Origin of the sequence: Ovoidimarina sediminis (assembly GCF_032586175.1) — a bacterium.
In the GTDB taxonomy this organism is placed as follows: domain Bacteria; phylum Pseudomonadota; class Alphaproteobacteria; order Rhodobacterales; family Rhodobacteraceae; genus Ovoidimarina; species Ovoidimarina sediminis.
This window is the reverse complement of sequence record NZ_JAWHTE010000014.1, coordinates 11,767-37,620: the sequence shown is the minus strand read 5'-3', so window position 1 is coordinate 37,620 and position 25,854 is coordinate 11,767. Positions and strand designations below refer to the sequence as shown.

At 62.5% G+C, this 25,854-nt stretch carries 26 protein-coding genes and 1 pseudogene; 19 read left to right on the top strand and 8 right to left on the bottom strand.

The features are described from left to right. Nucleotides 1-53 precede the first annotated feature (53 nt). From RXV90_RS15935 to RXV90_RS15925, 3 genes are all read right to left on the bottom strand, one after another. A complete protein-coding gene (locus RXV90_RS15935) occupies nucleotides 54-431 on the bottom strand; it encodes a HesB/IscA family protein (RefSeq protein ID WP_316649863.1) in 378 nt (125 codons plus the stop codon). A 62-nt stretch (nucleotides 432-493) separates the two neighbouring features. Beyond that, nucleotides 494-1,513: a betaine--homocysteine S-methyltransferase gene (gene bmt, locus RXV90_RS15930; RefSeq protein ID WP_316649862.1), complete on the bottom strand. Its 1,020-nt coding sequence runs from the start codon at nucleotides 1,511-1,513 to the stop codon at nucleotides 494-496. 134 nt (nucleotides 1,514-1,647) lie between these two features. Continuing rightward, nucleotides 1,648-1,962 carry a DUF1476 domain-containing protein gene (locus RXV90_RS15925; RefSeq protein ID WP_316649861.1) on the bottom strand — a complete coding sequence of 105 codons (315 nt, stop codon included), beginning with the start codon at nucleotides 1,960-1,962 and terminating at the stop codon, nucleotides 1,648-1,650. Nucleotides 1,963-2,211: 249 nt separating this feature from the next. Here RXV90_RS15925 and RXV90_RS15920 point away from each other — a divergent pair, with 249 nt between their 5' ends. The 10 genes from RXV90_RS15920 to RXV90_RS15875 all read left to right on the top strand — a co-directional run bounded on the left by RXV90_RS15920 (nucleotide 2,212) and on the right by RXV90_RS15875 (nucleotide 12,787). Then, nucleotides 2,212-2,640 (top strand): hypothetical protein, encoded by a 429-nt coding sequence (locus tag RXV90_RS15920; RefSeq protein ID WP_316649860.1) that lies wholly within the window; start codon nucleotides 2,212-2,214, stop codon nucleotides 2,638-2,640. 102 nt (nucleotides 2,641-2,742) lie between these two features. Beyond that, on the top strand, nucleotides 2,743-3,504 hold the full coding sequence (gene purC / locus RXV90_RS15915; protein ID WP_316649859.1) for a phosphoribosylaminoimidazolesuccinocarboxamide synthase: 762 nt from the start codon (nucleotides 2,743-2,745) through the stop codon (nucleotides 3,502-3,504). 71 nt (nucleotides 3,505-3,575) lie between these two features. After that, nucleotides 3,576-3,806 (top strand): phosphoribosylformylglycinamidine synthase subunit PurS, encoded by a 231-nt coding sequence (gene purS / locus RXV90_RS15910; protein ID WP_316649858.1) that lies wholly within the window; start codon nucleotides 3,576-3,578, stop codon nucleotides 3,804-3,806. Further along, nucleotides 3,806-4,843: an alcohol dehydrogenase catalytic domain-containing protein gene (locus RXV90_RS15905; RefSeq protein WP_316649857.1), complete on the top strand. Its 1,038-nt coding sequence runs from the start codon at nucleotides 3,806-3,808 to the stop codon at nucleotides 4,841-4,843. Before purS ends, RXV90_RS15905 begins: the two co-directional genes overlap by 1 nt. Before the next feature lie 265 nt (nucleotides 4,844-5,108). Next, nucleotides 5,109-5,777: a phosphoribosylformylglycinamidine synthase subunit PurQ gene (gene purQ / locus RXV90_RS15900; protein ID WP_316649856.1), complete on the top strand. Its 669-nt coding sequence runs from the start codon at nucleotides 5,109-5,111 to the stop codon at nucleotides 5,775-5,777. 31 nt (nucleotides 5,778-5,808) lie between these two features. Next, nucleotides 5,809-7,575: a sensor histidine kinase gene (locus tag RXV90_RS15895; protein ID WP_316649855.1), complete on the top strand. Its 1,767-nt coding sequence runs from the start codon at nucleotides 5,809-5,811 to the stop codon at nucleotides 7,573-7,575. A gap of 22 nt (nucleotides 7,576-7,597) precedes the next feature. Then, nucleotides 7,598-8,929, top strand: coding sequence for a sigma-54-dependent transcriptional regulator (locus RXV90_RS15890; protein ID WP_316649854.1), 1,332 nt, complete (start codon nucleotides 7,598-7,600; stop codon nucleotides 8,927-8,929). Next, on the top strand, nucleotides 8,860-9,744 hold the full coding sequence (locus RXV90_RS15885) for an endonuclease/exonuclease/phosphatase family protein (RefSeq protein ID WP_316649853.1): 885 nt from the start codon (nucleotides 8,860-8,862) through the stop codon (nucleotides 9,742-9,744). The genes RXV90_RS15890 and RXV90_RS15885 overlap by 70 nt, the downstream gene beginning before the upstream one ends. Nucleotides 9,745-9,768: 24 nt before the next feature. Next, nucleotides 9,769-10,002 (top strand): hypothetical protein, encoded by a 234-nt coding sequence (locus tag RXV90_RS15880; RefSeq protein WP_316649852.1) that lies wholly within the window; start codon nucleotides 9,769-9,771, stop codon nucleotides 10,000-10,002. Between the two features lie 151 nt (nucleotides 10,003-10,153). Continuing rightward, the gene (locus RXV90_RS15875) at nucleotides 10,154-12,787 is read left to right on the top strand and encodes an Rne/Rng family ribonuclease (protein WP_316649851.1); all 2,634 of its coding nucleotides are present in this window, start codon (nucleotides 10,154-10,156) and stop codon (nucleotides 12,785-12,787) included. A gap of 79 nt (nucleotides 12,788-12,866) precedes the next feature. Here RXV90_RS15875 and RXV90_RS15870 read toward each other — a convergent pair whose 3' ends face one another. Beyond that, nucleotides 12,867-13,097: a sulfurtransferase TusA family protein gene (locus RXV90_RS15870; protein WP_316649850.1), complete on the bottom strand. Its 231-nt coding sequence runs from the start codon at nucleotides 13,095-13,097 to the stop codon at nucleotides 12,867-12,869. A gap of 114 nt (nucleotides 13,098-13,211) precedes the next feature. Here RXV90_RS15870 and RXV90_RS15865 point away from each other — a divergent pair, with 114 nt between their 5' ends. From RXV90_RS15865 to RXV90_RS15850, 4 genes are all read left to right on the top strand, one after another. Then, nucleotides 13,212-13,964 (top strand): cytochrome c biogenesis CcdA family protein, encoded by a 753-nt coding sequence (locus tag RXV90_RS15865; RefSeq protein WP_316649849.1) that lies wholly within the window; start codon nucleotides 13,212-13,214, stop codon nucleotides 13,962-13,964. A gap of 84 nt (nucleotides 13,965-14,048) precedes the next feature. Further along, the gene (locus RXV90_RS15860) at nucleotides 14,049-15,329 is read left to right on the top strand and encodes a hypothetical protein (RefSeq protein WP_316649848.1); all 1,281 of its coding nucleotides are present in this window, start codon (nucleotides 14,049-14,051) and stop codon (nucleotides 15,327-15,329) included. Beyond that, the gene (locus tag RXV90_RS15855; protein ID WP_316649847.1) at nucleotides 15,326-16,660 is read left to right on the top strand and encodes a cytochrome P450; all 1,335 of its coding nucleotides are present in this window, start codon (nucleotides 15,326-15,328) and stop codon (nucleotides 16,658-16,660) included. Before RXV90_RS15860 ends, RXV90_RS15855 begins: the two co-directional genes overlap by 4 nt. Nucleotides 16,661-16,865: 205 nt before the next feature. After that, on the top strand, nucleotides 16,866-17,126 hold the full coding sequence (locus tag RXV90_RS15850) for a hypothetical protein (protein ID WP_316649846.1): 261 nt from the start codon (nucleotides 16,866-16,868) through the stop codon (nucleotides 17,124-17,126). Here RXV90_RS15850 and RXV90_RS15845 read toward each other — a convergent pair. The 4 genes and pseudogenes from RXV90_RS15845 to RXV90_RS15830 form a co-directional block, all read right to left on the bottom strand. Then, a complete protein-coding gene (locus RXV90_RS15845) occupies nucleotides 17,102-17,338 on the bottom strand; it encodes a ribbon-helix-helix domain-containing protein (RefSeq protein WP_316649845.1) in 237 nt (78 codons plus the stop codon). The two genes, RXV90_RS15850 and RXV90_RS15845, sit on opposite strands and share 25 nt — an antisense overlap. Beyond that, complete coding sequence (locus RXV90_RS15840; protein WP_316649844.1) at nucleotides 17,335-17,514, bottom strand: DUF4169 family protein; 180 nt, start codon at nucleotides 17,512-17,514, stop codon at nucleotides 17,335-17,337. Before RXV90_RS15840 ends, RXV90_RS15845 begins: the two co-directional genes overlap by 4 nt. Before the next feature lie 6 nt (nucleotides 17,515-17,520). Then, complete coding sequence (gene fumC / locus RXV90_RS15835; protein WP_316649843.1) at nucleotides 17,521-18,915, bottom strand: class II fumarate hydratase; 1,395 nt, start codon at nucleotides 18,913-18,915, stop codon at nucleotides 17,521-17,523. 78 nt (nucleotides 18,916-18,993) lie between these two features. Then, nucleotides 18,994-19,302, bottom strand: a pseudogene (locus tag RXV90_RS15830) (GNAT family N-acetyltransferase); the annotation flags it as partial. Nucleotides 19,303-19,690: 388 nt separating this feature from the next. Between RXV90_RS15830 and RXV90_RS15825 the strand changes: the two are divergent. The 5 genes from RXV90_RS15825 (at nucleotide 19,691) to yghX (ending at nucleotide 25,819) form a co-directional block, all read left to right on the top strand. Beyond that, on the top strand, nucleotides 19,691-20,146 hold the full coding sequence (locus RXV90_RS15825; RefSeq protein WP_316649948.1) for a methyltransferase family protein: 456 nt from the start codon (nucleotides 19,691-19,693) through the stop codon (nucleotides 20,144-20,146). 115 nt (nucleotides 20,147-20,261) lie between these two features. Then, a complete protein-coding gene (locus tag RXV90_RS15820) occupies nucleotides 20,262-21,836 on the top strand; it encodes a Re/Si-specific NAD(P)(+) transhydrogenase subunit alpha (protein WP_316649842.1) in 1,575 nt (524 codons plus the stop codon). Nucleotides 21,837-21,851: 15 nt separating this feature from the next. Beyond that, complete coding sequence (locus tag RXV90_RS15815) at nucleotides 21,852-23,372, top strand: NAD(P)(+) transhydrogenase (Re/Si-specific) subunit beta (protein WP_316649841.1); 1,521 nt, start codon at nucleotides 21,852-21,854, stop codon at nucleotides 23,370-23,372. Between the two features lie 163 nt (nucleotides 23,373-23,535). Then, nucleotides 23,536-24,858: a multicopper oxidase family protein gene (locus tag RXV90_RS15810; RefSeq protein ID WP_316649840.1), complete on the top strand. Its 1,323-nt coding sequence runs from the start codon at nucleotides 23,536-23,538 to the stop codon at nucleotides 24,856-24,858. Nucleotides 24,859-24,925: 67 nt separating this feature from the next. Beyond that, nucleotides 24,926-25,819: a YghX family hydrolase gene (gene yghX, locus RXV90_RS15805; RefSeq protein WP_316649839.1), complete on the top strand. Its 894-nt coding sequence runs from the start codon at nucleotides 24,926-24,928 to the stop codon at nucleotides 25,817-25,819. Nucleotides 25,820-25,854: the final 35 nt, after the last annotated feature.

Here is a 25,854-nt window from a genome sequence, read left to right as displayed (position 1 = left end):
GCCGCCCGACAGGGCGGCGGGGGCAGAGCCCCCGGAAACGAAGCCGATCGACGCTACTTCGACTGCTCGGCGGCGAGTGCGTCCACATCCTTGAACTTGATGGATTCCCCGCAGCCGCAGGCATCTTCGACATTCGGATTGTTGAACTTAAACCCGCTTTCGAGCAAAGACACCTCGTAGTCGATTTCGGTACCGAAAAGGAACATCTGCGCCATCGGCGCGATCATTACCCGCGCGCCGTCCTGTTCGACCACCTCGTCGTGGGGGTCGACCTCGGTCGCGTATTCCATGGTGTATTCCATGCCCGCGCAGCCGCCTTTCTTGACGCCGATCCGCAGGCCCTTGTGGCTGTCGCGCTCCATCAGTTTCGCGATCTGCGCCGCGGCGCGCGGGGTGATGGTGACGGCTTGCTTGCCGGGAATGCCGAACATGGGTGGACTCCGCTGACTCACTGGCAAAATAAGCGCGGCCACCTGAGATTCCAAGTGGATGGTCAGCCGCGCCGCCTGCGCCCGCGCCGTTCGCGCTGCGGACCAGCGGCTGCGTCGCCCGTGCCATCGGTTTCAGAAGAAAACCCACCGAGGGCAGCGGCGATCGCTTCGAGCGACGGCGGGGCGCCCCGGGGCCGCGTCTCCAGCGCCGCGCGCATCTTTTCAAGATGCGCAGGCGTCGTCCCGCAGCATCCGCCGATGATCGTGGCGCCTGCATCGCGGGCCAGTGCCGCGTAGTCGGCCATCAGATCGGGTGTTCCATCGTAGTGAATGTGCCCATCGACGTATTTCGGAATGCCCGCGTTGCCCTTGGCGATGATCGGCCGCTCCGTGCCTGCAGCGGCGAAGCCCAGGACCGTGCGAAGAAGATCGGAGGCGCCGACGCCACAATTCGCCCCAAAGGCAAGGGGCGGAAAATCGAGCTTGTCCACCATGGAAGCCATGTCTGACGAGGTGAGCCCCATCATGGTGCGCCCGGCCGTGTCGAAGCTCATGGTGCCACACCAGGGCATATCGGCGAGCTTCGCCGCTTCTGCAGCGGCCTTGAACTCCTCAGGGGCGCTGATCGTTTCGACCCATAGCACGTCGGCGCCGCCTTCCTTCAGCCCGTCGGCCTGTTCGTGGAACATCTCGACAGCCCGTTCGTGAGTGAGCGATCCCATCGGGGCCATGATCTCGCCCGTCGGCCCCATGGAGCCGGCCACGATCACGGGCCGACCTGCCGCGTCCGCGATTTCACGCCCGATTTCGGCGCCGAGACGGTTCAACTCGCGCACCCGGTCCTGCCCGTCATGCAACTTCAGCCGCGAGGCGTTGCCGCCAAACGTGTTCGTGAGAAAGAGATCAGAGCCCGCATCGACCGACCCCTTGTAGAGCTTTCGGACGTCATCCGGCTTCTCGGCATTCCAGAACTCGGGCGCATCGCCCGAGGAGAGCCCCATATTGAAGAGGTTTGTTCCTGTGGCGCCGTCGGCGAGGATCCAGTCGCGTTCGGCCATCAGGGCGGAAAGTGCGTTTGTCATGTGAGTATCCGGCCAGAGACTAACGTGGCAGGTGCGGGCCCGCCTCGTCAGATGCGGAGTGCCATGGCTGCCTCATGTGAGGCAACCGCATAATTATCATGAAGACCTTGAGGCGAATTAATATTCGCTTGTGGTCAGCCTTCGTCGGCGAGCTGAGCCTTGGCCATCCTGACGCAATCCGCGCGCTTCGAGCGGATCTCTTCCTCAGTCGCGAGATCGCCGAGATCGCCCGCCACCTTCCGGATCACATCATCATGGCCGGCCTCTTCGAAATCGGCCTTGATCACCTCTTTCGCATAGGCATCGGCTTCGTCGCCGGATTTGTTCAGAAGTTCCGCTGCCCAGAGACCGAGGAGCTTGTTGGCGCGCGCCTCTGCCCGAAACTGCATTTCGGCGTCGTGGGCGAACTTGTTTTCAAAGGCGCTTTCGCGATCGTCGAATGTGGTCACGGCGACTCTCCTGGCGTTGGACGTTCATTTTGGCGTTATATGACCGCGCCGCGCGGGGCCTGCAAGGGAGGCAGGTTCGTGATCAGCCCGAAAACCCGCAGGTACGCCCCGAAAACGGCCTTCGTGGGCCACAAATCGGCCCGGAGGCAGAAGCAGAACGGGGGCGGACCCCGCAGAACTGGTGGGGGCCCTTATTTTTGTATTTCGGAAGGAATGGGCCGGTTGGGTCGTACATCCGAACTCAAGACCGTGACAAGTTTCCGCGCACCTCCGGAGAATGCCGTTGCGCGCGCCATCGTGGCGGTGCCGGTCGCCGCGCTTGGGACAGCAGAAGGGCTGACGCGCGAGGACAAGCTGCGTATTGCGCGCCTCTGCGGATTGAGCCCGGTTTTCCATGCACTGGGCCCGGCGCGGACGCACGAAATCATCGATGACTGTGAAAGGGATATCTGCCGGCGTGGTGCGTTGGCAGTTCTGGCGGAAGCACGGGCCGACTTGACGCCCGGGCTTTCGGAGACAGCAATCTTTTTCGCGATCCGGGCCGCATTTGCCGGGAACGGGGCGCGGGGCGATGCATCGGAAAGGTTGGCACTGACGGCGGCCCGCCTCAATCTGCCCGAACCGGTGTTTCGCGCGCTTTATGAAATCACCCGGACCCTGCAGCCGCCTTTCGCCTGAGTGCCGCGCACGATCCTTGCCCGATGGCCCCCGATAAAGTAGAGGTGCCGGCGAACCGCGCGCGGGAGCTGCTCCCTCGCGCAGCTTTTCATTGGAGATACGATGGCACGGCGCAAGAAGGTCTACGAAGGCAAGGCGAAGATCCTTTATGAGGGGCCGGAGCCGGGCACGCTCGTTCAGTACTTCAAGGACGATGCAACCGCCTTCAACGCCCAGAAACGGGATGTGATCGAAGGGAAGGGCGTTCTGAACAACCGCCTGAGCGAGTTCTTCATGAATGGTCTCGCGCAGATCGGAGTGCCGACGCATTTCATCAAGCGGATCAACATGCGCGAGCAGCTTATCCGGTCGGTGGAGATCATCCCGCTCGAGGTTGTGGTGCGGAACTTCGCGGCCGGTTCGATGAGTGAGCGGCTGGGGATCAAGGAAGGCACGCCCCTTCCGCGGCCGATCGTGGAATTCTGCCTGAAGGACGATGCGCTGGGCGACCCGCTGGTGTCGGAAGAGCATATCATCGCCTTCGGCTGGGCGAGCCAGCAGGATCTGGATGACATGGTCGCTCTCGCCTTGCGGGTGAACGACTTCCTGTCAGGCTGCATGCTGGCGGTCGGGATCAAGCTCGTCGATTTCAAGATCGAGATCGGACGGATCTGGGACGGTGACTTCCAGCGGCTGATCGTTGCCGACGAGATCAGCCCTGACAGTTGTCGCCTGTGGGATATCGAGACGGGCCAGAAGCTGGACAAGGACGTGTTCCGGCGCGATCTGGGCTCGCTTGCCGATGCCTATACGGAAGTGGCGCGGCGTCTTGGCGTGCTTCCGACAAACGTGACCCACACGACGAAGCCGACGCTGATCAATTAGCTGACAGTGGTACCCACCGCAGCCGGCGGGACAGTGAGTATTTTTGCCAAAATGAAGGGGCCGGAAACACCATGAAAGCGCGCGTGCATGTCATGCTGAAAGAGGGGGTGCTCGACCCTCAGGGTGAAGCGGTGCGGCACGCGCTGGGTGCGATGGGCTTCGATGGTGTCGAGGGCGTGCGGCAGGGCAAGGTGATCGAACTTGACCTGGCCGACGGTACCTCCGAGACAACCGTGCGGGAGATGTGCGAGAAACTGCTGGCCAACACGGTCATCGAAAGCTACCGCATTGAGCTTGGCTGATGCGGGCGGCGGTTCTTCGGGAATATAACGCCGACCTCGCGCTTGAGGATGTGCCTGATCCGGACTGTCCGGAGGACGGGGTTGTCCTGAAGGTTCTGGCCTGCGGCGTGTGCAGATCCGACTGGCACGGCTGGTCGGGTGAGCATCCCCGCGTGAAGCCCGGGCAGATCGGGGGCCATGAATATGCCGGGGAGGTCGTGGCGGCGGGGCCGCGGGCGACTTACCGGGTGGGTGATCGCGTGGTTGCGCCGTTTATTCTGGCCTGCGGGACCTGTCCGTCCTGCCATTCGGGGCATTCGAACACCTGCCCGAACCAGCGCCTGCCGGGGTTCGTCGAGCCCGGTGCCTTTGCGGAGTACGTGGCGGTGCCGTTCGATCATAACCTCGCCCGGTTGCCCGAAAGCCTGACGCCGACGGTGGCGGCGGGGTTGGGGTGCCGGGTGACGACCGCCTGGCACGCGCTGACCGGGCGGGCGGCCTTGGAGGCGGGCGAATGGCTCGCGGTACATGGCACGGGCGGGATCGGGCTGGCCACGCTGATCCTGGGCCGGGCGCTTGGGGCGCGTGTCGTCGTCGTCGATGTCGTGGAAGAAAAGCTGAGCCATGCCTTGGGGCTAGGCGCGGAGGCGGCGGTAAATGCGCGGGACGGAGACACTGCGGCGCTTATCCGGGAGATAACGCGCGGCGGGGCGCATGTGAGCGTCGAAGCCCTTGGGATTGCCGATACGGCAAATGCCTCGATCGAGTGCCTGAGGCCCTTGGGGCGCCATGTGCAGGTGGGGATGCCCGTGGGCCATACCGCGCGGATGGAGATCAATATGAACGCGGTCTACATGGGCAACCTTGCGCTTTATGGGACGCGGGGGATGCCGGCGTGGAAATACCCCTCGCTTCTGGGGCTGATCGAGGCGGGGCGGGTCGATGTGGCGCCGATGATTGCCCGCGAGATCGGGCTTAGCGGCGTTTCGGCGGAGCTGCGCGCGATGAATGGGCCGACGCCGCCGGGGGTGGCGGTTGTGACGGACCTACTGGGGTAGGCGCGACGTGCGTCTCGCATGAGGACTGGATGCGGGATGTTTCGTTTGCCGGGGATTGCCCGGAAATAGGCCCACTCTCACGCGTTGGGACAGCGAGCACCAGCAGGCGGTCGATCAGCTGGATGGCATCAGCTGGGAGACGGCGGTGGAGATCGCGACGCTTGCCAGCGGAGAGCCCCAGGGGACGCGACACTAGGGGTTGGTGCGTTAGAAACGCTTCGATTCTCTCTGGTCACCCCGGCCAAACCGGTGCAAAACCCACCCTATGAAAGCTGCTGTTATTGTCTTCCCCGGATCGAACTGCGACCGGGATCTTGCCGTCGCCTTCCGCACGGTGGGCATGGATGTCTCGATGGTCTGGCACAAGGATACCGAGATTCCGGCCGGGACGGATATCGTCGGCGTGCCGGGCGGGTTTTCCTTCGGGGATTATCTGCGCTGCGGGGCGATTGCGGCGCGGTCGCCCATCGTTGGGGCGCTGAGGGATCATGCGACACGGGGCGGGTTCGTTCTGGGAATCTGCAACGGGTTTCAGGTGCTGACTGAGACGGGGCTGTTGCCCGGGGCGCTGATGCGGAATGCGGGGCTGAAATTCGTGTGCCGGACGGTCGGGCTTCGCGTCGAGACGTCGGATAGCGCGTTCACCTCCGAGTACGAGGCGGGGGCGACGGTGCGGTTTCCGGTGGCTCATCACGACGGGAATTATGCCGCTGACGCGGATCTGATCGCGAAATTGCGGGACGGGGACCGGATCGCCTTCACCTATACCGAAGAGGTGAACGGATCGGCCGCCGGTATCGCCGGCATCCTATCGGAAAACCGCCGGGTCCTGGGGCTGATGCCGCACCCAGAACGGGCCATGGATGCCGCGCATCCGAGCCAGGACGGCGCGCGCCTCTTTCAGGGACTTGTCAACGCGCTTGCCGACGCTTGAGCGCAGGCCCGAACGCGCCTAGATTATCGATATGAGCGGATCCGAACGCGGCGCGCGTGAAACCGCGATCGAGCCCGGCGCCCTGTGGCGTATCCGGGGCGTGTTTATCCTTTTCATTGCGATTGCCGTTTCGGTTGTCTGGATCACCAATCACTTCCTGACCCAAAGGTTCACCGAAAGCACGCGAAGCCGGGCGGAAGTGCGGCTGGCGCTCTATTCCGGGAACCTCTTGTCGGAGCTTCAGCGGAATTCCGTCGTGCCGCTTCTACTTTCACGGGATCCGGCGCTGATCGGGGCGCTGACGTCGAGCGATTTCTCGCAATCAACGGCGCGGCTTATCGACTATCGCGACGAGATCGGGGCGGCGAGCCTGATGCTGCTGGATGCCGACGGCCGGGTGGTTGCGGCGACGAACCGGAACCTTCTGGGCACCGGCCTTCGGAATGCGGGTTATTTCGTCGATGCCCTCAGATCGAACGACACGGTCTTTTCCACGACGCGGCAGGAAAGCGGATCGGTTGATTTCACCTATTCCCGTCGCATCGAAATCGCCGGAGAGCAGATCGGGGTGATCGTGGTCGGTGTCGACCTGCGGAAGTTCGAAACCTCATGGTCGGGCTTTTCGGATGCGGTGATGGTGAGCGATAGCGAGGGCCAGATTATTCTTGCGACCGAGAGCCGCTGGCGCGGGCTGACTGAGGCGGAGGCGCTTTCGGTACGATCGGCGCCGTCGGCAATCGAACGGGCAATCCGTGCGACTGCCGATTGGGCGGCGCTGCCGGTCGAGGCGTTCTTTTCCGGTGATGCCGTGATGCGGCAGGAGGCGCGGATCGGTTTCCAGGGCTGGCGGATGACATCGTTCACCACTTATTCAAGCGTGCGGGAGCGGGTGAACGCCGTGATCGCCATGGAGATCATGGGATTTTCGATCCTGCTCGCAGGCGCGTTCTACCTAGTGAGCCGGAGGGCCCAGTCGCGGTCGATCCTGTTCCAGCGGGAGTCGGCAGAACTTCGCCAGCTTAACGATGCGCTGCAGCGGGAAATCGCCGAGCGGGAGAGGGCGGAAAAGAACCTTGAAGTGGCGGAGCAGACGATCCAACAATCGTCCAAATTGGCGATGCTGGGGGAGATGTCGGCGGCGGTGAGCCATGAACTCAACCAGCCGCTTGCCGCGATGAAGACCTACCTGGCCGGTGCGAAGCTTCTGCTTCAGCGGAAGCGAAGCGAAGAGGCGCTGTCCTCGTTCCAGCGGATCGACGGGCTAATCGAGCGGATGACGGCGATTACCCGGCAGTTGAAGAGCTATGCTCGTAAGGGTGGCGATGCGTTCGAGCCCATAGATGCAAGGCTTTGCCTCAGTTCTGCGCTTGAGATGATGGAGCCTCAACTCAAGCGGCGAAAGGTGGAGATCGTGCGTTCTGTGCCAAAGGAGCCCGTGATGATCATGGCCGATCGCATCCGGCTGGAGCAGGTGCTGATCAATCTGATGCGAAACGCGCTCGACGCGACATCTGGAAAGGCGGATCCGAGGATCGAACTTCTGCTGACCGGCGGAGAGACCGTCATGATCCAGGTGCGGGACAACGGCATGGGGATCGAGGATCTGGACGCCCTGTTCGAGCCCTTTTACACCACCAAGGCCCCCGGGGATGGCGTCGGGTTAGGCCTTGCCATTTCCTCGGGTATTGTGAACGACCTAGGCGGCCGGCTGACCGCGCGCAATGGGCGCTCGGGCGGTGCGGTGTTTGAAGTGCGCCTTCCAAGCCATGACGCGGGTGGCGCACAGGCGGCCGAGTGATCGGGAAATGAGGAGCGGACCCATGGCGCAGGCTATGAAGATCGCAATCGTGGATGACGAAAAGGATATGCGGCAGTCGATCAGCCAGTGGCTGGCCCTGTCGGGGTTCGATACAGAGACGTTTTCCTCCGCCGAGGATGCGCTGAAATCCGTGGGAGCGGATTATCCGGGCGTGGTCGTGTCGGACATCAAGATGCCAGGCATGGATGGGATGCAGTTTCTCAAGCGGCTGATGAGCGTCGATTCGGGCCTTCCGGTAATCATGATCACTGGTCACGGCGATGTGCCGATGGCAGTCGAGGCGATGCGGGTGGGTGCATTCGACTTCCTCGAAAAGCCATTCAATCCTGACCGGATGACAGAGTTGGCGAAGAAGGCCACGAGTTCGCGCCGGCTGACGCTGGACAACAGGGCGCTCCGGCGTGAGCTTGGCGACGGTACAACGCTTATGAAGAAGCTCGTGGGCTCTTCGCCGGTGATGGAACGCCTGCGTGAGGACATACTCGATCTCGGGCAGGCAGACGGCCATGTGCTGATCGATGGGGAAACCGGCACGGGCAAGACGCTCGTGGCCCATGCGCTTCATGCCGTCGGGGCCAACCCGGGGCGGAAGTTCGTGGTGTTTTCCTGTGCATCCCTCGACGAGGAGAACCTTGGCAAACGCCTGTTCGGCCCGATGGAAGAGGGCGGTCAGATCCAGCTTGTGGAAGAGGCGCGTGGCGGCACGCTAGTGCTTGAAGATATAGATGCGCTGCCCCAGGCGGTTCAGGGCCGGCTTCTCAACTGGATCAACGATCAGGGGACGCCGCCCGAGACCCGCATTTTCGCGATCTCGAACCTGCGGCAGCAGGGAAAGAGCTGTGAAGATGTGCTGCGGCCCGATCTTTACTATCGTCTTGCATCGATGAAGATCACGCTGCCGCCGCTCAGGGCGCGGGGCGAGGACGTTTTGACGCTGTTCCAGCGGTTTGCCGAGCAATATGCCGATGAGTATGGCTGCGACGCGCCTGAGATCGGGGCCCAGGAGGCCGCGCAGCTGCTGCAGGCGCCCTGGCCGGGGAACATCCGCCAGGTGATCAACGTGGCCGAACGTGCGGTATTGCAGAACCGCAGGGGCACCGGCACGATCGCCTCGCTTCTGATGGCTGAGGATGAGGCAGCGCAGCCGGCGATGACGACAGAGGGCAAGCCGCTCAAGGAGTATGTCGAGGCTTTCGAGCGGATGCTGATCGACAACACGATGCGACGCCACAAGGGATCTATCGCGGCGGTGATGGAAGAGCTGTGCCTGCCTCGTCGGACGCTGAACGAGAAGATGGCGAAGTACGGTCTGCAGCGGGCGGATTATCTCTGAGACGTCTGCGGATCGTCAGCCTGAACGCCTGGGGTGGACGCGAGTGGGCGGCGCTTGAACCCTGGTTGAAACGCCTCGACGCTGACGTGTTCTGCGCGCAGGAGGTGATCCGGGCGCCCGACCCGCAGCCAGAGTGGCTTTGCTACGAAGACCCGAACCGGCGCCTCGCGCAACGTTCGGATCTGTTCGGCGAAATCTGCCGATGCCTCCCGCGTCATCAAGCGCGCTTTGCGGCAGCGGCCCGGGGGCCGCTGACCGGCGACGACGGGCGGAGCTATGTTTCGGAGCACGGCCTCGGGCTTTGGGTCCGCGACGATCTTGCGGTGAGCGGATCATTCGACGGGTTCGTTTTCGGTCGTTTTCGGCACGATGGATGGGGCGCGGAGCCGGTTCCGCGCGCGTTACAGATCGTTCGCCTGGCCTCTCCGGATACGGGCAAAACACTTGTCGGCGCAAATCTCCACGGAATCCGCCAGCCCGGCGGCAAGCTGGACACGCCGGATCGGAAGGTTCAATGCGCAAATCTTATCAATGGGTTAAAAGGATTTCGCGAACCAGGCGAGCCGCTTGTGGTGGCCGGAGATTTCAACCTTCTGCCGGACAGCGCGACATTTCAGGCGCTAGAGGCAATGGGGCTCGCGAACCTCGTGGTGCAGAACGGCATCACCGATACACGCACGTCGCTCTACAAGAAGGCTGAGCGATATGCAGACTATGTCCTTGCCTCGCAGGAGGTGGAGGTTCTCGCGTTCGACGCGCCTGCCGAACCCGAGGTTTCCGATCACCGCCCCCTGGTGCTCGACATCGGGATATAGAGTTCCCGTTTGGCAGTTTTTCCATTGAAAACGCGGGAGGCTTCACCGTATATCGAAAAGACGGGCATTGGCGACGCGATCGTCGGCCCGCATTGGTTTCGCTGTTTTGAGACGTGGAAGATCCCAGTTAAGGGCCTGTTTCAAAACGAGAAAGATCGACCCCAAAAGGGTCTGACAGATGCCCGAGCGCCCAAAAAAGAGCGCCAGCGGGCGATTGAACGGGCGCCCACCAAAACGGACGCCGGAGAAGAACTGTGATGACGCGCGAGGGCATCGTCGGGCTGAGAAGGGTGGTCGAAGAGACCGGGCCCCGCCTTGGCATGCCGCACGACATCACCATAACAAGCCGAACCGCCAGAACCCTTGCGCCCCCGGGCGGGAGATTTTCGCGCGTTCGCCGAAAGACACAATGCCAAAGAAGATGCTTATCGATGCCACCCACGCGGAAGAGACCCGCGTTGTGGTGGTCGATGGAAACAAGGTCGAGGAATTCGACTTTGAATCAGAAAACAAACGGCAACTCGCCGGAAACATCTATCTCGCCAAGGTAACACGGGTCGAACCGTCGCTGCAGGCCGCCTTTGTCGACTACGGTGGCAATCGGCACGGCTTTCTCGCGTTCTCGGAGATCCATCCGGATTACTACCAGATCCCGGTTGCGGACCGCGAAGCGCTTCTGGCGGAAGAGGCCGAGCTTGCGCGCGCCGAAGCCGAGGAGGACGAGGACGAGAAGCCGAAGCGGCGGAGCCGGTCGCGCGGAGGCAGGTCGCGCTCGCGTTCGAAGGCTGCCGAGACGTCGAACGACGATGCTGTCGAAACCAAGGACGTCGAGTCGGCGATACCCGGTATGGACGTCGTCGAGCCTGTGGGAGAAGGCGACGAACCGCTGCTTGCAGAGGATGAGGCCGTCTCTCCGATGGAGCGCGTGGCCGAAACGCCTGTAGAAGAGCCGGACGATGAGGAACCCGAGGCGCAGGATGCTTCGGAAGATGCCGACTCTGGTGAAGGCGGCCAGGATCGCGGGCATGACGATGCACCTTACGTGGCCGCCGACACGGCGGCCGAACGCGACGATACGATCGAGTCCGTCGCCGAAGAAGATGTAACCGAAGAAATCCGCCGCCCCCGCAAACCGCGCGCGCGGAAGTACAAAATCCAGGAAGTGATCAAAGTGCGCCAGATCCTTCTGGTGCAGGTGGTTAAGGAAGAACGCGGCAACAAGGGTGCGGCGCTGACCACGTACCTGTCACTGGCCGGCCGCTACTGCGTGCTGATGCCGAACACGGCACGGGGTGGCGGGATCAGCCGCAAGATCACCAACGCCGCCGACCGCAAGAAGCTGAAAGAAATCGCTTCGGAAATCGACGTGCCGAAGGGCGCGGGCCTTATCGTTCGCACTGCCGGTGCGAAGCGGACAAAAACCGAGATCAAGCGCGATTATGAATACCTGCAGCGGATGTGGGAACAGATCCGCGAACTGACATTGAAGTCGATCGCGCCGGCGAAGATATACGAGGAAGGCAACCTTATCAAGCGTTCGATCCGCGATCTGTACAGCCGCGAGATCGATGAGGTGATCGTCGAGGGCGAGGCCGGATACCGCACGGCCAAGGACTTCATGAAAATGATCATGCCGTCCCATGCCAAGAACGTGAAAGCCTATACCGACCCGATGCCGCTTTTCGCGCGTTACCAGGTCGAGAGTTATCTTGGCGGTATGTTCAACCCCGTCGTCCAACTGAAATCGGGCGGCTACATCGTGATCGGTGTGACCGAGGCACTGGTGGCAATCGACGTGAACTCTGGCCGCGCGACGAAGGAAGGGTCAATCGAGGACACCGCGCTCAAGACAAATCTCGAGGCCGCGGAAGAGGTTGCGCGCCAGTTGCGCCTGCGTGACCTCGCGGGTCTCATTGTTATCGACTTCATTGACATGGAAGAGCGGAAGAACAACGCCGCCGTCGAGAAGCGATTCAAGGACAAGCTCAAGACGGACCGGGCAAGGATCCAGGTGGGCCGCATCTCGGGCTTCGGTCTTCTGGAGATGAGCCGCCAGCGGCTTCGCCCCGGTATGATCGAGGTCACGACCCAGGCCTGTCCGGCGTGCCACGGCACGGGGCTCGTGCGGTCGGACGACTCGCTTGGACTGACGATCCTGCGCCAAATCGAAGAAGAGGGCACGCGGCGCCGGTCGCGCGAGGTGCTGGTGAAGGCGCCAGTGGCGATCGTCAACTTCCTCATGAACCACAAGCGCGAACACATCGCGGGGATCGAGGCGCGCTATGGCATGAGCGTGCGGATCGAAGCCGATCCGTTCCTGATCAGCCCCGACTTCTCGCTTGAGAAGTTCAAGACCGCCACGCGGCCTGTGCAGGAAGCGGCCCCGGTTGTGTCCGTTGACGCTTCCCTGATGGAAGAAATCGACGAAGAGGTTGCTGAAGAGGACGAAGCGACCGATGGCGTTGACGCGGAAGTCGAAAGCGATCAGCCGCCGAAGAAGAAGCGCCGCCGTCGCCGCCGTCGCCGGAGCGGCAGTGGTCAACGGGACGAGACCGAGGCTCGTGAGACGGATGCAGCCGAGGCCGACGCACCGGCGAAAGACAATGATGCGGCAGCTGACGAGGCAGAGGCGCCTGAACCGGCTGAGGCCGAGCAGGCGGAAGAGAAGCCGAAAAAGCGCAGCCGGTCGAGAAGCCGCAAGAAGGCAGATCCTGCAACTGAAGAAGCGCAGGCGGAGGGTGCTGTAGCTGAAGAGGTACCTGCCGACAGCGCGGAACCGGCCGCAGAGACAGAAGCCGAAGAGAAGCCGAAGCCGAAGCGGAGCCGGAGCCGGAAGAAAAAGGAGCCGGAAGCGGAAGCCAGCGCAGCAGAGACGGAGCAAACGCCGGAACAGGCGCCAGAGCCGACTGCCGAACCCACGCCCGATCCTGAGCCGGAGGCCGAACCTCAGCTCGAGACCGCCGGCGCCGGGGCCGAGGATGCATCTGCTGCGGATGACGGTGACAAGCCCAAGCGGCGCGGCTGGTGGAACCTCGGGCGCTAAGCCCTTTTCGGCGAGAGGTCACCCGCCGGAGATAATTGAATGAGGCCCGTGCCTGTGGCGCGGGCCTTTTTCGTTCGGGTCAGCCGGCCTTGCGGAGGAAATGATGCTGGGCGCAGCCGGCCTCTTCGAACCCGAGATACTCGTTTCCACTTTCTCGGCAATAGTGCGGGACGTCGACTATTGCCGCCGGATCATCCGCTTGAAGGCGAAGCACCTGGCCCGGGGCAAGCGTGCGCATGCGCTTGGCCGCTTTCAACACGGGCAAGGGGCAGAGAAGCCCACGGGCGTCAAGGTCTTCGTCGAACTCCATGCGGACCGCGCTAGCGGGGATGTTACAATTTGTCCACTGACTTGTGAGCTACGGACAGGTGACCTTCGCGATGCCTGCGCGTAAGTTCTGCGGCGAAGGGCCTGAAGGATCGCAATGTTCGGCATCGACATCATAGACGCCAGTCTTCTGCCTGCCATGGCGGTGGCCGTGGCGGCGGGCATCCTGTCATTCCTGTCGCCCTGCGTTCTGCCGATCGTTCCGCCATACCTCGCCTACATGGGCGGTATCTCGATGTCGGAAATGGGAGAGAGGGGCCAGGGACGGTCTCGCGTTATCACCTCGGCGCTCTTTTTCGTTTTGGGGCTTTCGACGGTCTTCCTGATTCTCGGGTTCACTGCGTCGGTCTTCGGGCGCTTCTTCCTGCAGAACCAGGACTGGTTCGTGATGGCGGCAGGCGCGATCATCATGATATTCGGGGCACATTTCCTTGGTGTTTACCGGATCGGCTTCATGGATCGCGAGATGCGAATGGATGCCGGCGACCGAGGCGGATCTGCCTTCGGCGCCTATGTTCTCGGGTTGGCTTTCGCTTTCGGCTGGACGCCCTGCATCGGCCCGATCCTGGGTGCTATTCTCTCGATCGCTGCGAACGAAGCGGACGCGGCGCGTGGCACTGCGCTGTTGGCGGCCTACGCCGCCGGACTTGGTATACCCTTTCTCCTCGTTGCGGCGTTCTTCCCTCGCCTTACGGGGATCATGAGCTTCATGAAGCGGAATATGGAGCGGATCGAGAAGGTGATGGGGTTGCTGTTGTGGACTGTCGGCCTTCTGATGCTGACAGGGAAGTTCACCGATTTTGCGTGGTGGCTGAACGAGCGGTTTCCGGCGCTTCAGGCTTTCGGCTGAACCGGGCACTTGCCCTGAGGAAGACCTCTCGCGCATAATCAACGGGCTGGGTGGCGCGAAAAGCCGGAAAAGGGAATGGCGTCGATGCCCGGAACGACCAATACCGTGAAGACAAGGCGGGTATTCTATATCCCCGGCTATGATCCCTATCCACCGCAGCGCTATCGCAAGCTTTACGAAACCGAGGGGCCGAAACAGGCCGATATATCCGGCTATCACCTTTCGGTCGCGACGGCGAAGGACCGCCCGAATGCATGGGAGGTGACGGCGGAAATCGATGGTGCGCGGACCCGGGCGGGCATCGAGGTGCTCGCATGGTCGGACATCGTTCGGGACACGATGCAGGCCTCCCTCGGGGCGAGTTACCTTCAGCTGCTCTTGGTGGCCTGGACCTATCTCGCCCGTGGCACGCTGCGGCGGCTCGCCTGGCTTCGAAAAGGTCCGATCATTGCCGGGTTCTACCCTGTTCTGATGCTGCTGGCACAGCTTGCGGCCGCGATGTTGGCGGGCAAGATCGCGGCAGTTCTCGTCACGGGCGCGTTGGCGTCTGGGGCCGATTGGCTGGCGGGCCTTTTCGGCGCGGTCGCCACGGAGACGATGGCTTGGACGGTGGCCGACTTCGCACTGGGTTGGGTGATCTTCGGGGCTGTTACCGTGGCGCTGCTGAGTTGGGCGAAGGCGCGAGACGGGAAGCTCTGCGCTTATTACCTCATGCATGATCTCGCGTTTTCGGTGAGCGAGGGCGGAGCGTATCCCTCTGTGCTAGAGGCTCGGATGGAGGAGTTTAAGCGCCAGATTGCGGCGGCGCTGGCGGGGCCTGCGGACGAAGTTCTGGTGATTGGGCATTCCTCAGGCGCGCAACTTGCCGTTTCGGTTGTTGCGGGGTTGATGCGGGATGGAATGTTGCCGGCAAACGGGCCGGCGCTGTCGCTTCTTACCCTTGGGCAAGCGATCCCCATGGTCTCTTTCCTGCCGAAGGCCGATACGCTCCGACGTGACCTGCATGAACTTGCGGGCGATGAGCGTATTACCTGGGTCGATATCACGGCGCCCGGAGACGGCTGTTCCTTCGCGCTTTGCGATCCCGTCGCGGTAACCGGGGTTGCGCCGGAGACGCAGCGCTGGCCGCTTGTCCTGTCGGCGGCCTATAGCCAGACCCTGAGTGAAGAGACGTTCCGATCACTGCGCTTCCGGTTCTTCAGGCTTCATATCCAGTACCTGTGCGCCTTCGATCGCCCTGGCAGTTACGACTACTTCAAGATCACGGCGGGACCGGATACGCTTGGTGAGAGTTTTGCTGACCGGAAGCCTTCAATGAATCGCATCGACGTGCCTGTTTCGCGCTTCCGATCAATGGCAGCATGATTCCGCCGAAGCCCGCGTCGCGCGCGGGCCGGGTGCCGCTTTGGCGGTATGCGCGGGCGTTTCGTAAGGATATTCTTTCGGCGCAGCCCGAGCGCCTCTATCGCGCGTGGATGGCCGATTTCCGGACGCCGTTCTTCCGCTCCGTCCTTGTGAATCAGCCCGAGCTTGTCGATGAGGTATTGAAGGGGCGTCCACAGGATTTTCCGAAGTCGGACCGTGTGACACATGGCTTGAAGCCCCTTCTGGGAAAAGCGGTGTTCGTCACCAATGGTGAGACCTGGGCCCGCCAGCGGCGGCTGATCGACCCGGCCTTCGCCGGCGGAAAGGTCGAGGACACCTTTCCGTCCATGCTGGCCGCGGCGCGCGCCCTTTCGATGCGTCTGGATGTCGGGACGGTGGATGTTGAGCCGCTGACGAGCCACGCCACTGCAGATGTCATCTTTCGTACGCTCTTTTCGATCCCGATCGAGGACGAGATGGCGGCAGATGTTTACGAGGCGTTTCGGGGATATCAGCGAACGCAGCCTGTTCTTTCGGCGGCAGCCCTCGTGCCCATGCTTAGACACATCCCCGCGTGGCGCGGCAGGGCCCGCGCGAAACGGATCCGACAACTGATCGCGCGACTTGTGGAAGGCCGGAGGTCAGCGATCGCTTCGGGCCAAGCGCCGGACGATCTTGCCACGCGGATCCTGATGGCCTGCGATCCGGAGACCGGTGCAGGGTTTTCAGATCCTGAGATGATCGACCAGGTGGCAATTTTCTTTCTCGCGGGGCACGAGACGAGCGCAGCAGCTCTGGCCTGGGCGCTTTATCTTCTCGCGATGCACCCCGGTGTGCAGGACAGGGTGGCAGGAGAGGCACGGCGGTTTGCGGCGGACCCGACGCTTCGCACATTGCGGAACCTGACGCTGACGCGGAACGTGTTTCGCGAAACACTGCGGCTTTATCCACCGGTGCCGATGATGGTGCGCCAAACGACGCGGAAGGAATGCTTTCGCGACAGGGAGTTGGGGCGCGGTACGCAGGTTGTTCTTTCGCCCTGGCATCTTCACCGTCAGACAAGGCTCTGGCCCGATCCCGATGCCTTCGACCCGGCGAGATGGGAGCGGGACGAGACGCGGGAGATCGCGAAGGCAGCCTACATGCCCTTTTCCGCCGGACCACGGATTTGTCCTGGTGCCGGCTTTGCAACCATAGAGGCACAGGTAATGTTGGCGGTTCTTCTGGCGGCCTGGAAAGTCAGCCTCTCCGACGGCCCGCCACCGGTCCCGGTGGCGCACCTCACGGTGCGTTCCGCAGACGGCATCCACATCAACTTATCCCGCCGATAAAGCGGGCAGTTCCGCAACGTCAGCGTGTGATATACAACGTGTTTCGCCCTTCGTGCTTGCCCGCCTGTGCGAATCGCCCACATAGTTTTCCACACTTGGGGAGGGGTGTTCGTTGGGGCGAGCGCCGGCAGCTGTCATTCCTCCATTTCGTACTCTGAAGAGTTCGCATTTTGCATGCATATCTGCGGAACCCGGGGGGTACGGTATGACAACACTGAGTGCATCAGCGGATCTCGCACCAGCGCGACTCCGCATCGCTATTCCTGCATGGCGGATCGGCGCCCGGCGGACGGCGGAAGTTGAAGGACCGGTTGCGCCCGGTATCGCCGACTTCAAGGAATTGCTCGACACTGCGCTTGATCCGACCGATCTGACAGAGCTTCGCCTGACCAGATCCGAGCGGCGGCAACTTGCACTGGCGCGCCGGTTGAGACGTGCGCTTTACGACGCGCCGCGCTGCGCCTGAGCCTTTAGTTCTTTCAGGACGAAGACACGAATTGCCGACGCGAGGCCGGACTCGGTACCGCGCGCCTCGTCGATTTCTGCGGCGAGGGCGTTGATGGCGAGGCCCCGAGCACCGGCGATTGCCTGAAACTCCCGCCAGAAGGCATCTTCCAGCGAGACGCTGGTGCGGTGGCCCCGCAGTGTCAGGGAGCGTTTGACTGGTCTCGCGCTCATTCCTCGTCGCGCCGATGCTGGTCGAGAAACCGCTGCGCGCGCTTGTCCCGATCGGCTTCTAATGCGCGCTCGGCCTTTGTGCGGCCGAACTTCGCGGCGTTGGTGTCGCCTTTGGCCCGTTTGTCGGCGCGTGCTTTCGCCTTCCGCGCCTTGTTGAGATTGATCGGCGTCGCCACGCGGCCCTAGCCCTTCGGACCGATCATCTTCTCGGGCCGCACGACTTCATCAAAGGTCTCTGCGTCGACGAACCCGAGGTTTATGGCCTCTTCCTTAAGCGTCGTGCCGTTCTTGTGCGCGGTTTTCGCGACGGTTGTGGCGTTGTCGTAGCCGATGGTGGGCGCGAGGGCTGTCACCAGCATCAGGCTTTCGCGCATCAGCTTTTCGATGCGATCTGTATTCGCCCGGATGCCCGCGACGCAGTTATCGGTGAAGGCCACGGCAGCGTCACCCAGAAGCTGCATCGATTGCAGAACGTTGTAGGCCATCATGGGCTTGTAGACGTTGAGTTCGAAATGGCCCTGGGAGCCGGCGAAACCAACGGCGGCGTCGTTGCCCATCACGTGCGCGCAGACCTGGGTCATTGCCTCGCACTGTGTGGGGTTCACCTTGCCTGGCATGATCGAGGAGCCGGGCTCGTTCTCGGGCAGCATCAGTTCGCCGAGGCCGCAGCGGGGGCCGGAGCCGAGGAGCCGGATATCGTTGGCGATCTTGAATAGCGAAGCGGCGACGGTTTTCAGCGCGCCTGACATCTCCACCATCGCGTCATGGGCTGCGAGGGCTTCGAATTTGTTCGGGGCGGTGACGAAGGGCAGGCCGGTGATCCGGGCCATGTTGGCTGCGACCGTTTCCCCCCACCCGAGCGGCGAGTTGAGACCGGTGCCGACGGCGGTGCCGCCCTGCGCAAGTTCATAGATGCGGGGAAGGGCGCCTTCGATCCGAGCGATACTCATCGCGACCTGGTGCGCGTAGCCCGAAAACTCCTGCGCGAGTGTAAGCGGCGTCGCGTCCATCGTGTGGGTGCGGCCGATCTTGATGATGCCTTCGAACTCGTTGACTTTTTCCTCCAGCGCCGCGTGAAGCTTTTTCAGCCCCGGCAGAAGAACGTCGCGTGCCGTGGTGGCGGTCGCGATGTGCATTGCGGTGGGAAAGGTGTCGTTCGAGGACTGCCCCATGTTCACGTGGTCGTTTGGGTGAACCGGGTCTTTCGAGCCGATGACGCCGCCCAGAAGCTCGATCGCGCGGTTTGCGATGACTTCGTTGGCGTTCATGTTCGATTGGGTGCCCGAGCCGGTTTGCCAGACAACCAGCGGAAAATTGTCGTCAAGCTTGCCGGCGACGACTTCGGAGGCCGCTTCGATCATCGCGTCGGCGAGGCGTGCGTCGAGGGCGCCGCGTTCCTTGTTGGCTTCGGCACAGGCCTGTTTAATGACACCGAGCGCGTGGACGATGGCGACGGGTTGCCTTTCCCATCCGATCGGGAAGTTCAGGATAGAGCGCTGGGTTTGTGCACCCCAGTATTTATCCGCGGGAACCTCAAGTGGGCCAAAGCTGTCGGTCTCGGTTCGGGTGTCTGCCATGGTGTCCTCCGGTTCCTTTGGGAACCCGATACCGGGAGAGTGCGCCGGGGGCAATGCGGCGCGGATGCGGAAGGGCGCTCAGCCGGTGTTCCCGTCTCGATCGGAAGGGCCGATCGGCGCGAGTTCCATCCGAAAGCGTGTGAGCCTTACCCCGTTTCGAGTGGTGTCTTGCTCTTCGAGCACGCGCCAGCCGCGCCGCTCGAGAAAACTTCGGGCGAGGTGGCTGGCATGGGTGAAAAGACGTGTCATCCCAAGTGCGCGGGCTTCGTTCAAGAGCGTGTCGTATAGAGCGGCGGCGGTGCCGTGTTGGCGAGCTTCAGGACGGACGAAGAAGAGATCGAGGTGGCCATCCTGACGCAAAGTGATGAACCCATAAAGCTGGCTCTGGCCCTCTGCGACCTATGTGAGACCGTCTGCAAGCCGGTGGGTCCACTCCCCGTCATCGGTCTCGGTAGGAGCCCAGGCCCGGGCCTGCTCAGCTGTGTAGGCGGGAGCCGTGCCGTTGCGTACCGCGTCGAAATAGACATCGTAGCAGGCGGCTCCGTCACCGTTTCTAAAGGGGCGAATGGCAGATGTCATATCAAGTGCGTCGGAGGTGCATACCCGGGTCTGTCGCAGAGTTCCTTGTCGAGCAGTTCAAAGGGGATGCCAAGGGCGCCGTCATATCCGGCATTCCCGAAACAGCATGGCGGCACCTATGCTGGGCGATATCCGTTGTGTTAAAGTCGGCAGCACTTGCTATGCCCCGCCTGGATTTTCCTTCTATGATCGGGCGATGAGCAAGTTTGTTGATCTTCCGCCCGTGTGGTTGGGCCTTTTCGCGGCTCTCGCTTGGGGGCAATCTCGGCTTTTGCCGATGAACATGTTCGGCACATTTGGCGATGTGGCTGGCGGGGTTCTCGTCGTTGCCGGGATTGGCCTTGCCCTTCTTGCAGTCCGCGAGTTCGCGCGCGCCCGCACAACGGTGATCCCGCATCAACAGCCCTCAGCCCTGGTTTCATCGGGCATCTTTCGGCTCAGTCGCAACCCCATTTATCTTGGCGACGCTTTCATTCTGCTCGGTCTCGTCCTTTGGTGGGATGCCGTACTGTCGCTCGTCCTGGTGCCGGCCTTCATGGCGTTGATCCAAGCGCGATTCATTCGCGCCGAGGAGGCCCGGCTCGAGGCCGCCTTTCCGGAGGCATTTGCGGACTATTCTGCACGTGTCGCACGGTGGTTCGGCCGGCAGTAGGCGCTTGCTTGTGGATCGCCCGCGATCCGTTTATTGGAACCTCCGCGAATTCGACCCATTTCTTGCGCCAGATACCGGCGCACGGGCGCCTTGGGATAGAGGGGACACGTCACCGATGAAGATCGGAACACCGAAGGAAATATTCGAGGGTGAGGCGCGCGTCGCGATGACGCCGGACAGCGCCGCGCAGCTTCAGAAACTCGGCTATGACTGCCTGATCGAAAGCGGGGCCGGTGAGAAAGCCGGATATTCCGACGCGTCGTACGAGGCGGCCGGGGTGACAGTTGTCGGCGAGGCCGATGCGCTTTGGCGGGAGGCGGACATCATCGCAAAGGTGCGTCCGCCAAGTGACGACGAAACCGCACGCCTGTCGGGTGGTAAGACGCTGATATCCTTCTTCTATCCCGCTCAGAACGAAGCGCTTCTGGAGCGCGCGAAGGATACGGGCGCGAGCGTGATCGCAATGGACATGGTCCCGCGGATCAGCCGTGCGCAGAAGATGGATGCGCTTTCGTCGATGGCGAATATCGCGGGTTACCGGGCGGTGATCGAGGCGGGCAACAACTTTGGCCGGTTCTTTACAGGCCAGGTGACCGCTGCAGGCAAGGTGCCGCCCGCCAAGGTGCTGGTCGTTGGTGCCGGCGTGGCCGGTCTCGCTGCAATCGGCACGTCGACGTCGCTTGGTGCGATCACCTATGCTTTTGACGTCCGGCCCGAAGTGGCGGAGCAGATCGAATCCATGGGGGCCGAGTTCGTTTTCCTCGATTTCGAGGAGACGCAGCAGGATGGCGCGGCCACGGGCGGTTATGCCGCACCGTCTTCGCCCGAGTTCCGGGAAAAGCAGCTTGAGAAGTTTCGCGAGCTTGCACCGGAGATCGATATCGTGATCACCACTGCGCTGATCCCGGGCCGCGATGCGCCGGTTCTTTGGACGAAGGACATGGTCGAGGCGATGAAGCCCGGCTCGGTCATCGTGGACCTCGCGGCAGAGCGGGGCGGGAACTGTGAACTGACGGTCGCTGACCAGAAGATAGTGACGGATAACGGTGTGACGATCGTCGGTTACACTGACTTCCCCAGCCGGATGGCGACCCAATCCTCGAATCTCTATGCCACGAACATCCGGCATATGATGACCGACCTGACACCCGAAAAGGACGGCGCGGTCAATCACAACATGGAAGACGATGTGATCCGCGGATCGACGGTGACCCATGCTGGCGAGATAACCTTCCCGCCGCCGCCGCCAAAGGTGCAGGCAATCGCGGCGCAGAAGCCCAAGGAGAAGCCGAAGGAGCTGACGGTCGAGGAGAAACGCGCACAGGAAGTTGCCGCGTTCAAAAAGGAAACCCGCAATCAGGTGACGCTGATCGCGATCGGCGGCGGGCTGATCCTGCTGGCCGGTCTCTACACGCCCGCGAGTTTCATGCAGCACTTCGTTGTGTTCGTTCTTTCGGTTTTCGTCGGCTTCCAGGTGATCTGGGGCGTCGCGCATTCTCTTCACACCCCGCTCATGGCGGTAACGAATGCGATCTCGTCGATCATCATCCTAGGGGCTTTGATGCAGGTCGGGTCGTCATCGGTGCTCATCACGATTCTCGCCGCGGCGGGCATCCTGATGGCGGCGGTCAATATTTTCGGGGGCTTCCTCGTGACGCGGCGCATGCTCGCCATGTTCCAGAAGTCGTAAGCGGGGGCGGAGCATATGGAATTCGGTTTTACCACAGCGGCCTATGTCGTCGCGGCAGTTCTCTTCATCCTCTCGCTCGGCGGGCTCTCTGGACAGGAGAGCGCGAAGCGCGCGGTTTGGTACGGTATCGCGGGCATGTTCATTGCCGTGGTCGCGACACTGATCGGACCGGGCCAGGGACTTTGGATCCTGTCGCTCGTGCTGATCGCGATCGGCGCGGTCGTGGGCTATCAGCTTGCCACCCGTGTCGAGATGACCCAGATGCCCGAACTGGTCGCGATCATGCATTCGTTGGTGGGCCTGGCGGCGGTGTTCGTTGGCTTCAACGCCGACATGATGATCAACACCGTTCAGGGCATGCTGATCGCTGATGTTGGCGCGCGGTGTTCCGAAGGACTGAGCTATCTTGCCTGCGCGAAGGCTGCCGGCAGTACGGCGCTCGACGAGCTATCGGCGTTCGGGGAACTCGTGGCCAAGAAGACCCCGGTCGAGATCACGATCCTGCGGGTAGAGCTGGTTCTGGGGATCTGGATCGGCGCGGTGACGTTCACCGGCTCGGTCGTGGCCTATGGCAAGCTCTCTGGCAACTCGAGCCTTCTGCCGTTCAAGATCGACACGGCCGCGAAGAAGCTGCCCGGCGGGCATTTCCTGAACGCATCGGCGGCGGCGCTGTCGCTTCTTCTTCTGGTCATGTATCTTTCGGGAGCCGGAAGCTGGACGCTTGTTCTGCTGGCAATTGCGGCGCTGTTCATCGGATACCACCTGATCATGGGGATCGGCGGGGCGGACATGCCCGTCGTCGTCTCGATGCTGAACAGCTATTCCGGCTGGGCGGCGGCGGCGATCGGCTTTTCGCTGTCAAACGACCTGCTGATCGTGGTGGGTGCGCTGGTGGGATCGTCAGGTGCGATCCTGAGCTACATCATGTGCAAGGCCATGAACCGACAGTTCGTGAGCGTTATCCTGGGCGGCTTCGGCGGCACCGGTGGGCCTGCGGCGGAGGTCGAGGGCGAGATGGTGGCGATCGACGTCGATGGGGTGGCTGCGGCACTGAACGACGCAGACAGCGTGATCATCGTACCGGGCTACGGCATGGCCGTGGCGCAGGCTCAGGGGGCGGTGTCGGATCTCGTCCGCAAGCTTCGGGCCAAGGGCAAGGAAGTGCGCTTCGGGATTCATCCGGTCGCGGGCCGCTTGCCGGGGCACATGAACGTGCTTCTGGCCGAAGCGAAAGTTCCCTACGACATCGTTCTGGAGATGGATGAAATCAACGATGATTTCCCGTCGACCGATGTCTCCATCGTCATCGGCTCGAACGACATTGTGAATCCGGCAGCGCAGGACGACCCGAATTCTCCGATCGCTGGCATGCCTGTGCTGGAAGTGTGGAAGGCGAAGCAGACCTTCGTTCTGAAGCGTGGCCAGGGGACCGGGTATTCGGGGATCGAGAACCCGCTGTTCTACAAGGAGAACACGCGGATGTATTACGGCGATGCGAAGGCGTCGCTCGACGCGCTTCTGCCGAAGATCGACTGAGGCGGATCGGCGGGGCCCGACGAAGGGCCCCGCCGCATTTTCGCTGGCTTATCCGGCGAGGCTTTTCGAGACGTACCGCAGGGCCTATCTCCTTTCTTGTGGTGACAGGAGATGAGCGGTGATTTCACGGCGAGTATTTCTGGCGGCGTCCGGCGCTGCCTTGATGACCCGGCCTGCTGCGGGTTCGAGTGTGGCTGCCCTGCGGGCGGCCCCCGGCACGGCGCAGCTTGCGCCAGCCGACTACGCGCCGACGCCTATCTGGGGGTATGGGGCGAAGGTGCCCGGGCCAGAGATCCGGATTCCGCAGGGTGGTGAGCTCAGCAGGCGGTTGATCAACGAACTGCCGCAGGCGACCACGATCCACTGGCATGGCATTCGCATCGACAACGCGATGGACGGGGTGCCCGATATGACGCAGGCCGCCGTCTTGCCCGGGGAGAGTTTCGATTACAGCTTTCGCGTGCCGGATGCCGGCACCTACTGGTATCACCCCCACAACCGAACCTGGGAGCAGCTGGCACGCGGCCTCTACGGTGCGCTTGTGGTGGTTGAAGAAACACCGCCCGATGTCGACGCTGATCTTGTGCTTCTGATCGACGATTGGCGGTTTGCAGCGGATGCAACCCTGCATGAAAGCTTCGGTTCATTGCGAGACTGGTCCCATGCCGGCCGGATCGGTAACTGGGTGACAGTGAATGGCGTCGGCGAGTACGCGCAGCCCGTGAAGGCTGGCGCGCGGTTGCGCCTTCGGCTTGTCAACGTCGCCAATGCGCGGATCTTTCCGCTTGTTTTGAGGGGATTCGAGGCGCGTGTGGTCGCGCTCGACGGGCAGCCGCTCGATGCGCCGCGGGTGGTCGAGCGGATTACCCTTGCTCCGGCGCAGCGGGCCGATCTGATTGTCGATGTCACGGCGAGCGAGGGAGAAACGGCGCATATTCTCGAGGAGGATCGCGAGGGACTTCTGGCAGTGGCCGACTTCCCTGTTGAGGGACGTTCGGGCCGGACGCCCGGTGCGCCCTTGATCGCGCTGCCGCCCAACCCAGTGCCGCGGCTTGGCGACCTCGATCAGGCCCCACGGGCCGTCCTGCGGATGGAGGGCGGTGCGATGGGGCGCATGTCGGGTGCGATGATGGGCGGGCGCATGATGGCGCCGCGAGACCTGGCTGGCGAAGGCAAGGTCTGGGCGTTCAACGGGATGGCGGAACTGCCGGAGAGCCCATTGATCGCAGCCGACCTGGGCCAGACGGTCAGGATCGCCATGATCAACGACACCGCCTGGCCGCATGCGATGCACCTGCATGGCCACCATTTCCGCGTTATTGGGCCCGAGGGTAAGGGGCCGCTACGGGACACGACACTCGTCAATCCGGACGAGACGGTGGAAATCGCCTTCGTTGCGGACAACCCCGGTGACTGGCTTCTTCATTGTCACATGGTCGAGCATTCCGCTGGCGGCATGATGACCTGGATTCGGGTCGGCGCATGAATTTCCTCGCCTGCGACAGGCTGACGCAATAGGCTTCGGGTGTCTCAACCCAGAAGGAGCTGCCCTCATGACTGCCCCACGCAAGAAAGCGTCGGATTTCGATCCGCGTATCCTGGAAATCTTCGATGGCTATGTGCATGGCAAGATCAGCAAGCGCGAGTTCATCTCGCAGGCGGGACGCTATGCCGCCGCTGGCGTCACAGGAGCCATGCTGCTTGAACAGCTGAAGCCGAATTATGCCCTGGCCCAGCAGGTTGCACCTGACGATCCGGACATCGAAACGATGGTTGCCGAATATGAAAGCCCCGAAGGGCATGGCACGATCAAGGGGCTGATGGCCAAACCCGCTGGCGCGGACGGGCCCTTGCCCGCCGTTCTGGTCGTTCATGAGAATCGGGGGCTCAACCCCTACATCGAGGATGTGGTGCGCCGCACGGCGAAAGCGGGATACCTTGCCTTCGGGCCAGACGGGCTGACACCGCTCGGGGGGTATCCCGGGACGGACGACGAGGGGCGCGAGATGCAGCGGAGCCTCGACGGGGCGAAGCTGATGGCCGATTTCTTTGCCGCGTTTGAGTTTCTTCGCGATCACGATGGATCGACCGGCAAGGTCGGTGCCGTGGGCTTCTGCTACGGCGGCGGAGTGTGCAATGCGCTTGCGGTTGCCTATCCCGATCTTGCCGCCTCGGTGCCATTCTACGGGCGGCAGCCCGCGGCGGAGGACGTTCCCTCGATCCAGGCGCCGCTCATGATCCATTACGCAGGGCTGGACGAGCGGATCAACGCAGGCTGGCCGGCCTATTCGGAGGCTCTCGCCGCCAATCAGAAGGCGTTTACGGTCCACTTCTACCCGGATGTGAACCACGGGTTCCACAACGACACGACGCCACGCTATGACGAAGCCGCTGCGACGCTAGCCTGGGCAAGGACGCTCGATTTCTTCGGACGGCACCTGAGCTGAGCTAAGGCGTCGGATCGCTTCGCGATCCGATCCAC

Excerpts from the sequence above, each read along its gene's own strand:
- RXV90_RS15935 (WP_316649863.1), bottom strand. The coding sequence starts at position 431 with ATGTTCGGCATTCCCGGCAAGCAAGCCGTCACCATCACCCCGCGCGCC.
- bmt (WP_316649862.1), bottom strand. The coding sequence starts at position 1,513 with ATGACAAACGCACTTTCCGCCCTGATGGCCGAACGCGACTGGATCCTC.
- purC (WP_316649859.1), top strand. The coding sequence starts at position 2,743 with ATGGCACGGCGCAAGAAGGTCTACGAAGGCAAGGCGAAGATCCTTTAT.
- purS (WP_316649858.1), top strand. The coding sequence starts at position 3,576 with ATGAAAGCGCGCGTGCATGTCATGCTGAAAGAGGGGGTGCTCGACCCT.
- RXV90_RS15905 (WP_316649857.1), top strand. The coding sequence starts at position 3,806 with ATGCGGGCGGCGGTTCTTCGGGAATATAACGCCGACCTCGCGCTTGAG.
- purQ (WP_316649856.1), top strand. The coding sequence starts at position 5,109 with ATGAAAGCTGCTGTTATTGTCTTCCCCGGATCGAACTGCGACCGGGAT.
- RXV90_RS15895 (WP_316649855.1), top strand. The coding sequence starts at position 5,809 with ATGAGCGGATCCGAACGCGGCGCGCGTGAAACCGCGATCGAGCCCGGC.
- RXV90_RS15890 (WP_316649854.1), top strand. The coding sequence starts at position 7,598 with ATGGCGCAGGCTATGAAGATCGCAATCGTGGATGACGAAAAGGATATG.
- RXV90_RS15875 (WP_316649851.1), top strand. The coding sequence starts at position 10,154 with ATGCCAAAGAAGATGCTTATCGATGCCACCCACGCGGAAGAGACCCGC.
- RXV90_RS15870 (WP_316649850.1), bottom strand. The coding sequence starts at position 13,097 with ATGGAGTTCGACGAAGACCTTGACGCCCGTGGGCTTCTCTGCCCCTTG.
- RXV90_RS15865 (WP_316649849.1), top strand. The coding sequence starts at position 13,212 with ATGTTCGGCATCGACATCATAGACGCCAGTCTTCTGCCTGCCATGGCG.
- RXV90_RS15860 (WP_316649848.1), top strand. The coding sequence starts at position 14,049 with ATGCCCGGAACGACCAATACCGTGAAGACAAGGCGGGTATTCTATATC.
- RXV90_RS15855 (WP_316649847.1), top strand. The coding sequence starts at position 15,326 with ATGATTCCGCCGAAGCCCGCGTCGCGCGCGGGCCGGGTGCCGCTTTGG.
- RXV90_RS15850 (WP_316649846.1), top strand. The coding sequence starts at position 16,866 with ATGACAACACTGAGTGCATCAGCGGATCTCGCACCAGCGCGACTCCGC.
- RXV90_RS15845 (WP_316649845.1), bottom strand. The coding sequence starts at position 17,338 with ATGAGCGCGAGACCAGTCAAACGCTCCCTGACACTGCGGGGCCACCGC.
- fumC (WP_316649843.1), bottom strand. The coding sequence starts at position 18,915 with ATGGCAGACACCCGAACCGAGACCGACAGCTTTGGCCCACTTGAGGTT.
- RXV90_RS15825 (WP_316649948.1), top strand. The coding sequence starts at position 19,691 with ATGAGCAAGTTTGTTGATCTTCCGCCCGTGTGGTTGGGCCTTTTCGCG.
- RXV90_RS15820 (WP_316649842.1), top strand. The coding sequence starts at position 20,262 with ATGAAGATCGGAACACCGAAGGAAATATTCGAGGGTGAGGCGCGCGTC.
- RXV90_RS15815 (WP_316649841.1), top strand. The coding sequence starts at position 21,852 with ATGGAATTCGGTTTTACCACAGCGGCCTATGTCGTCGCGGCAGTTCTC.
- RXV90_RS15810 (WP_316649840.1), top strand. The coding sequence starts at position 23,536 with ATGACCCGGCCTGCTGCGGGTTCGAGTGTGGCTGCCCTGCGGGCGGCC.
- yghX (WP_316649839.1), top strand. The coding sequence starts at position 24,926 with ATGACTGCCCCACGCAAGAAAGCGTCGGATTTCGATCCGCGTATCCTG.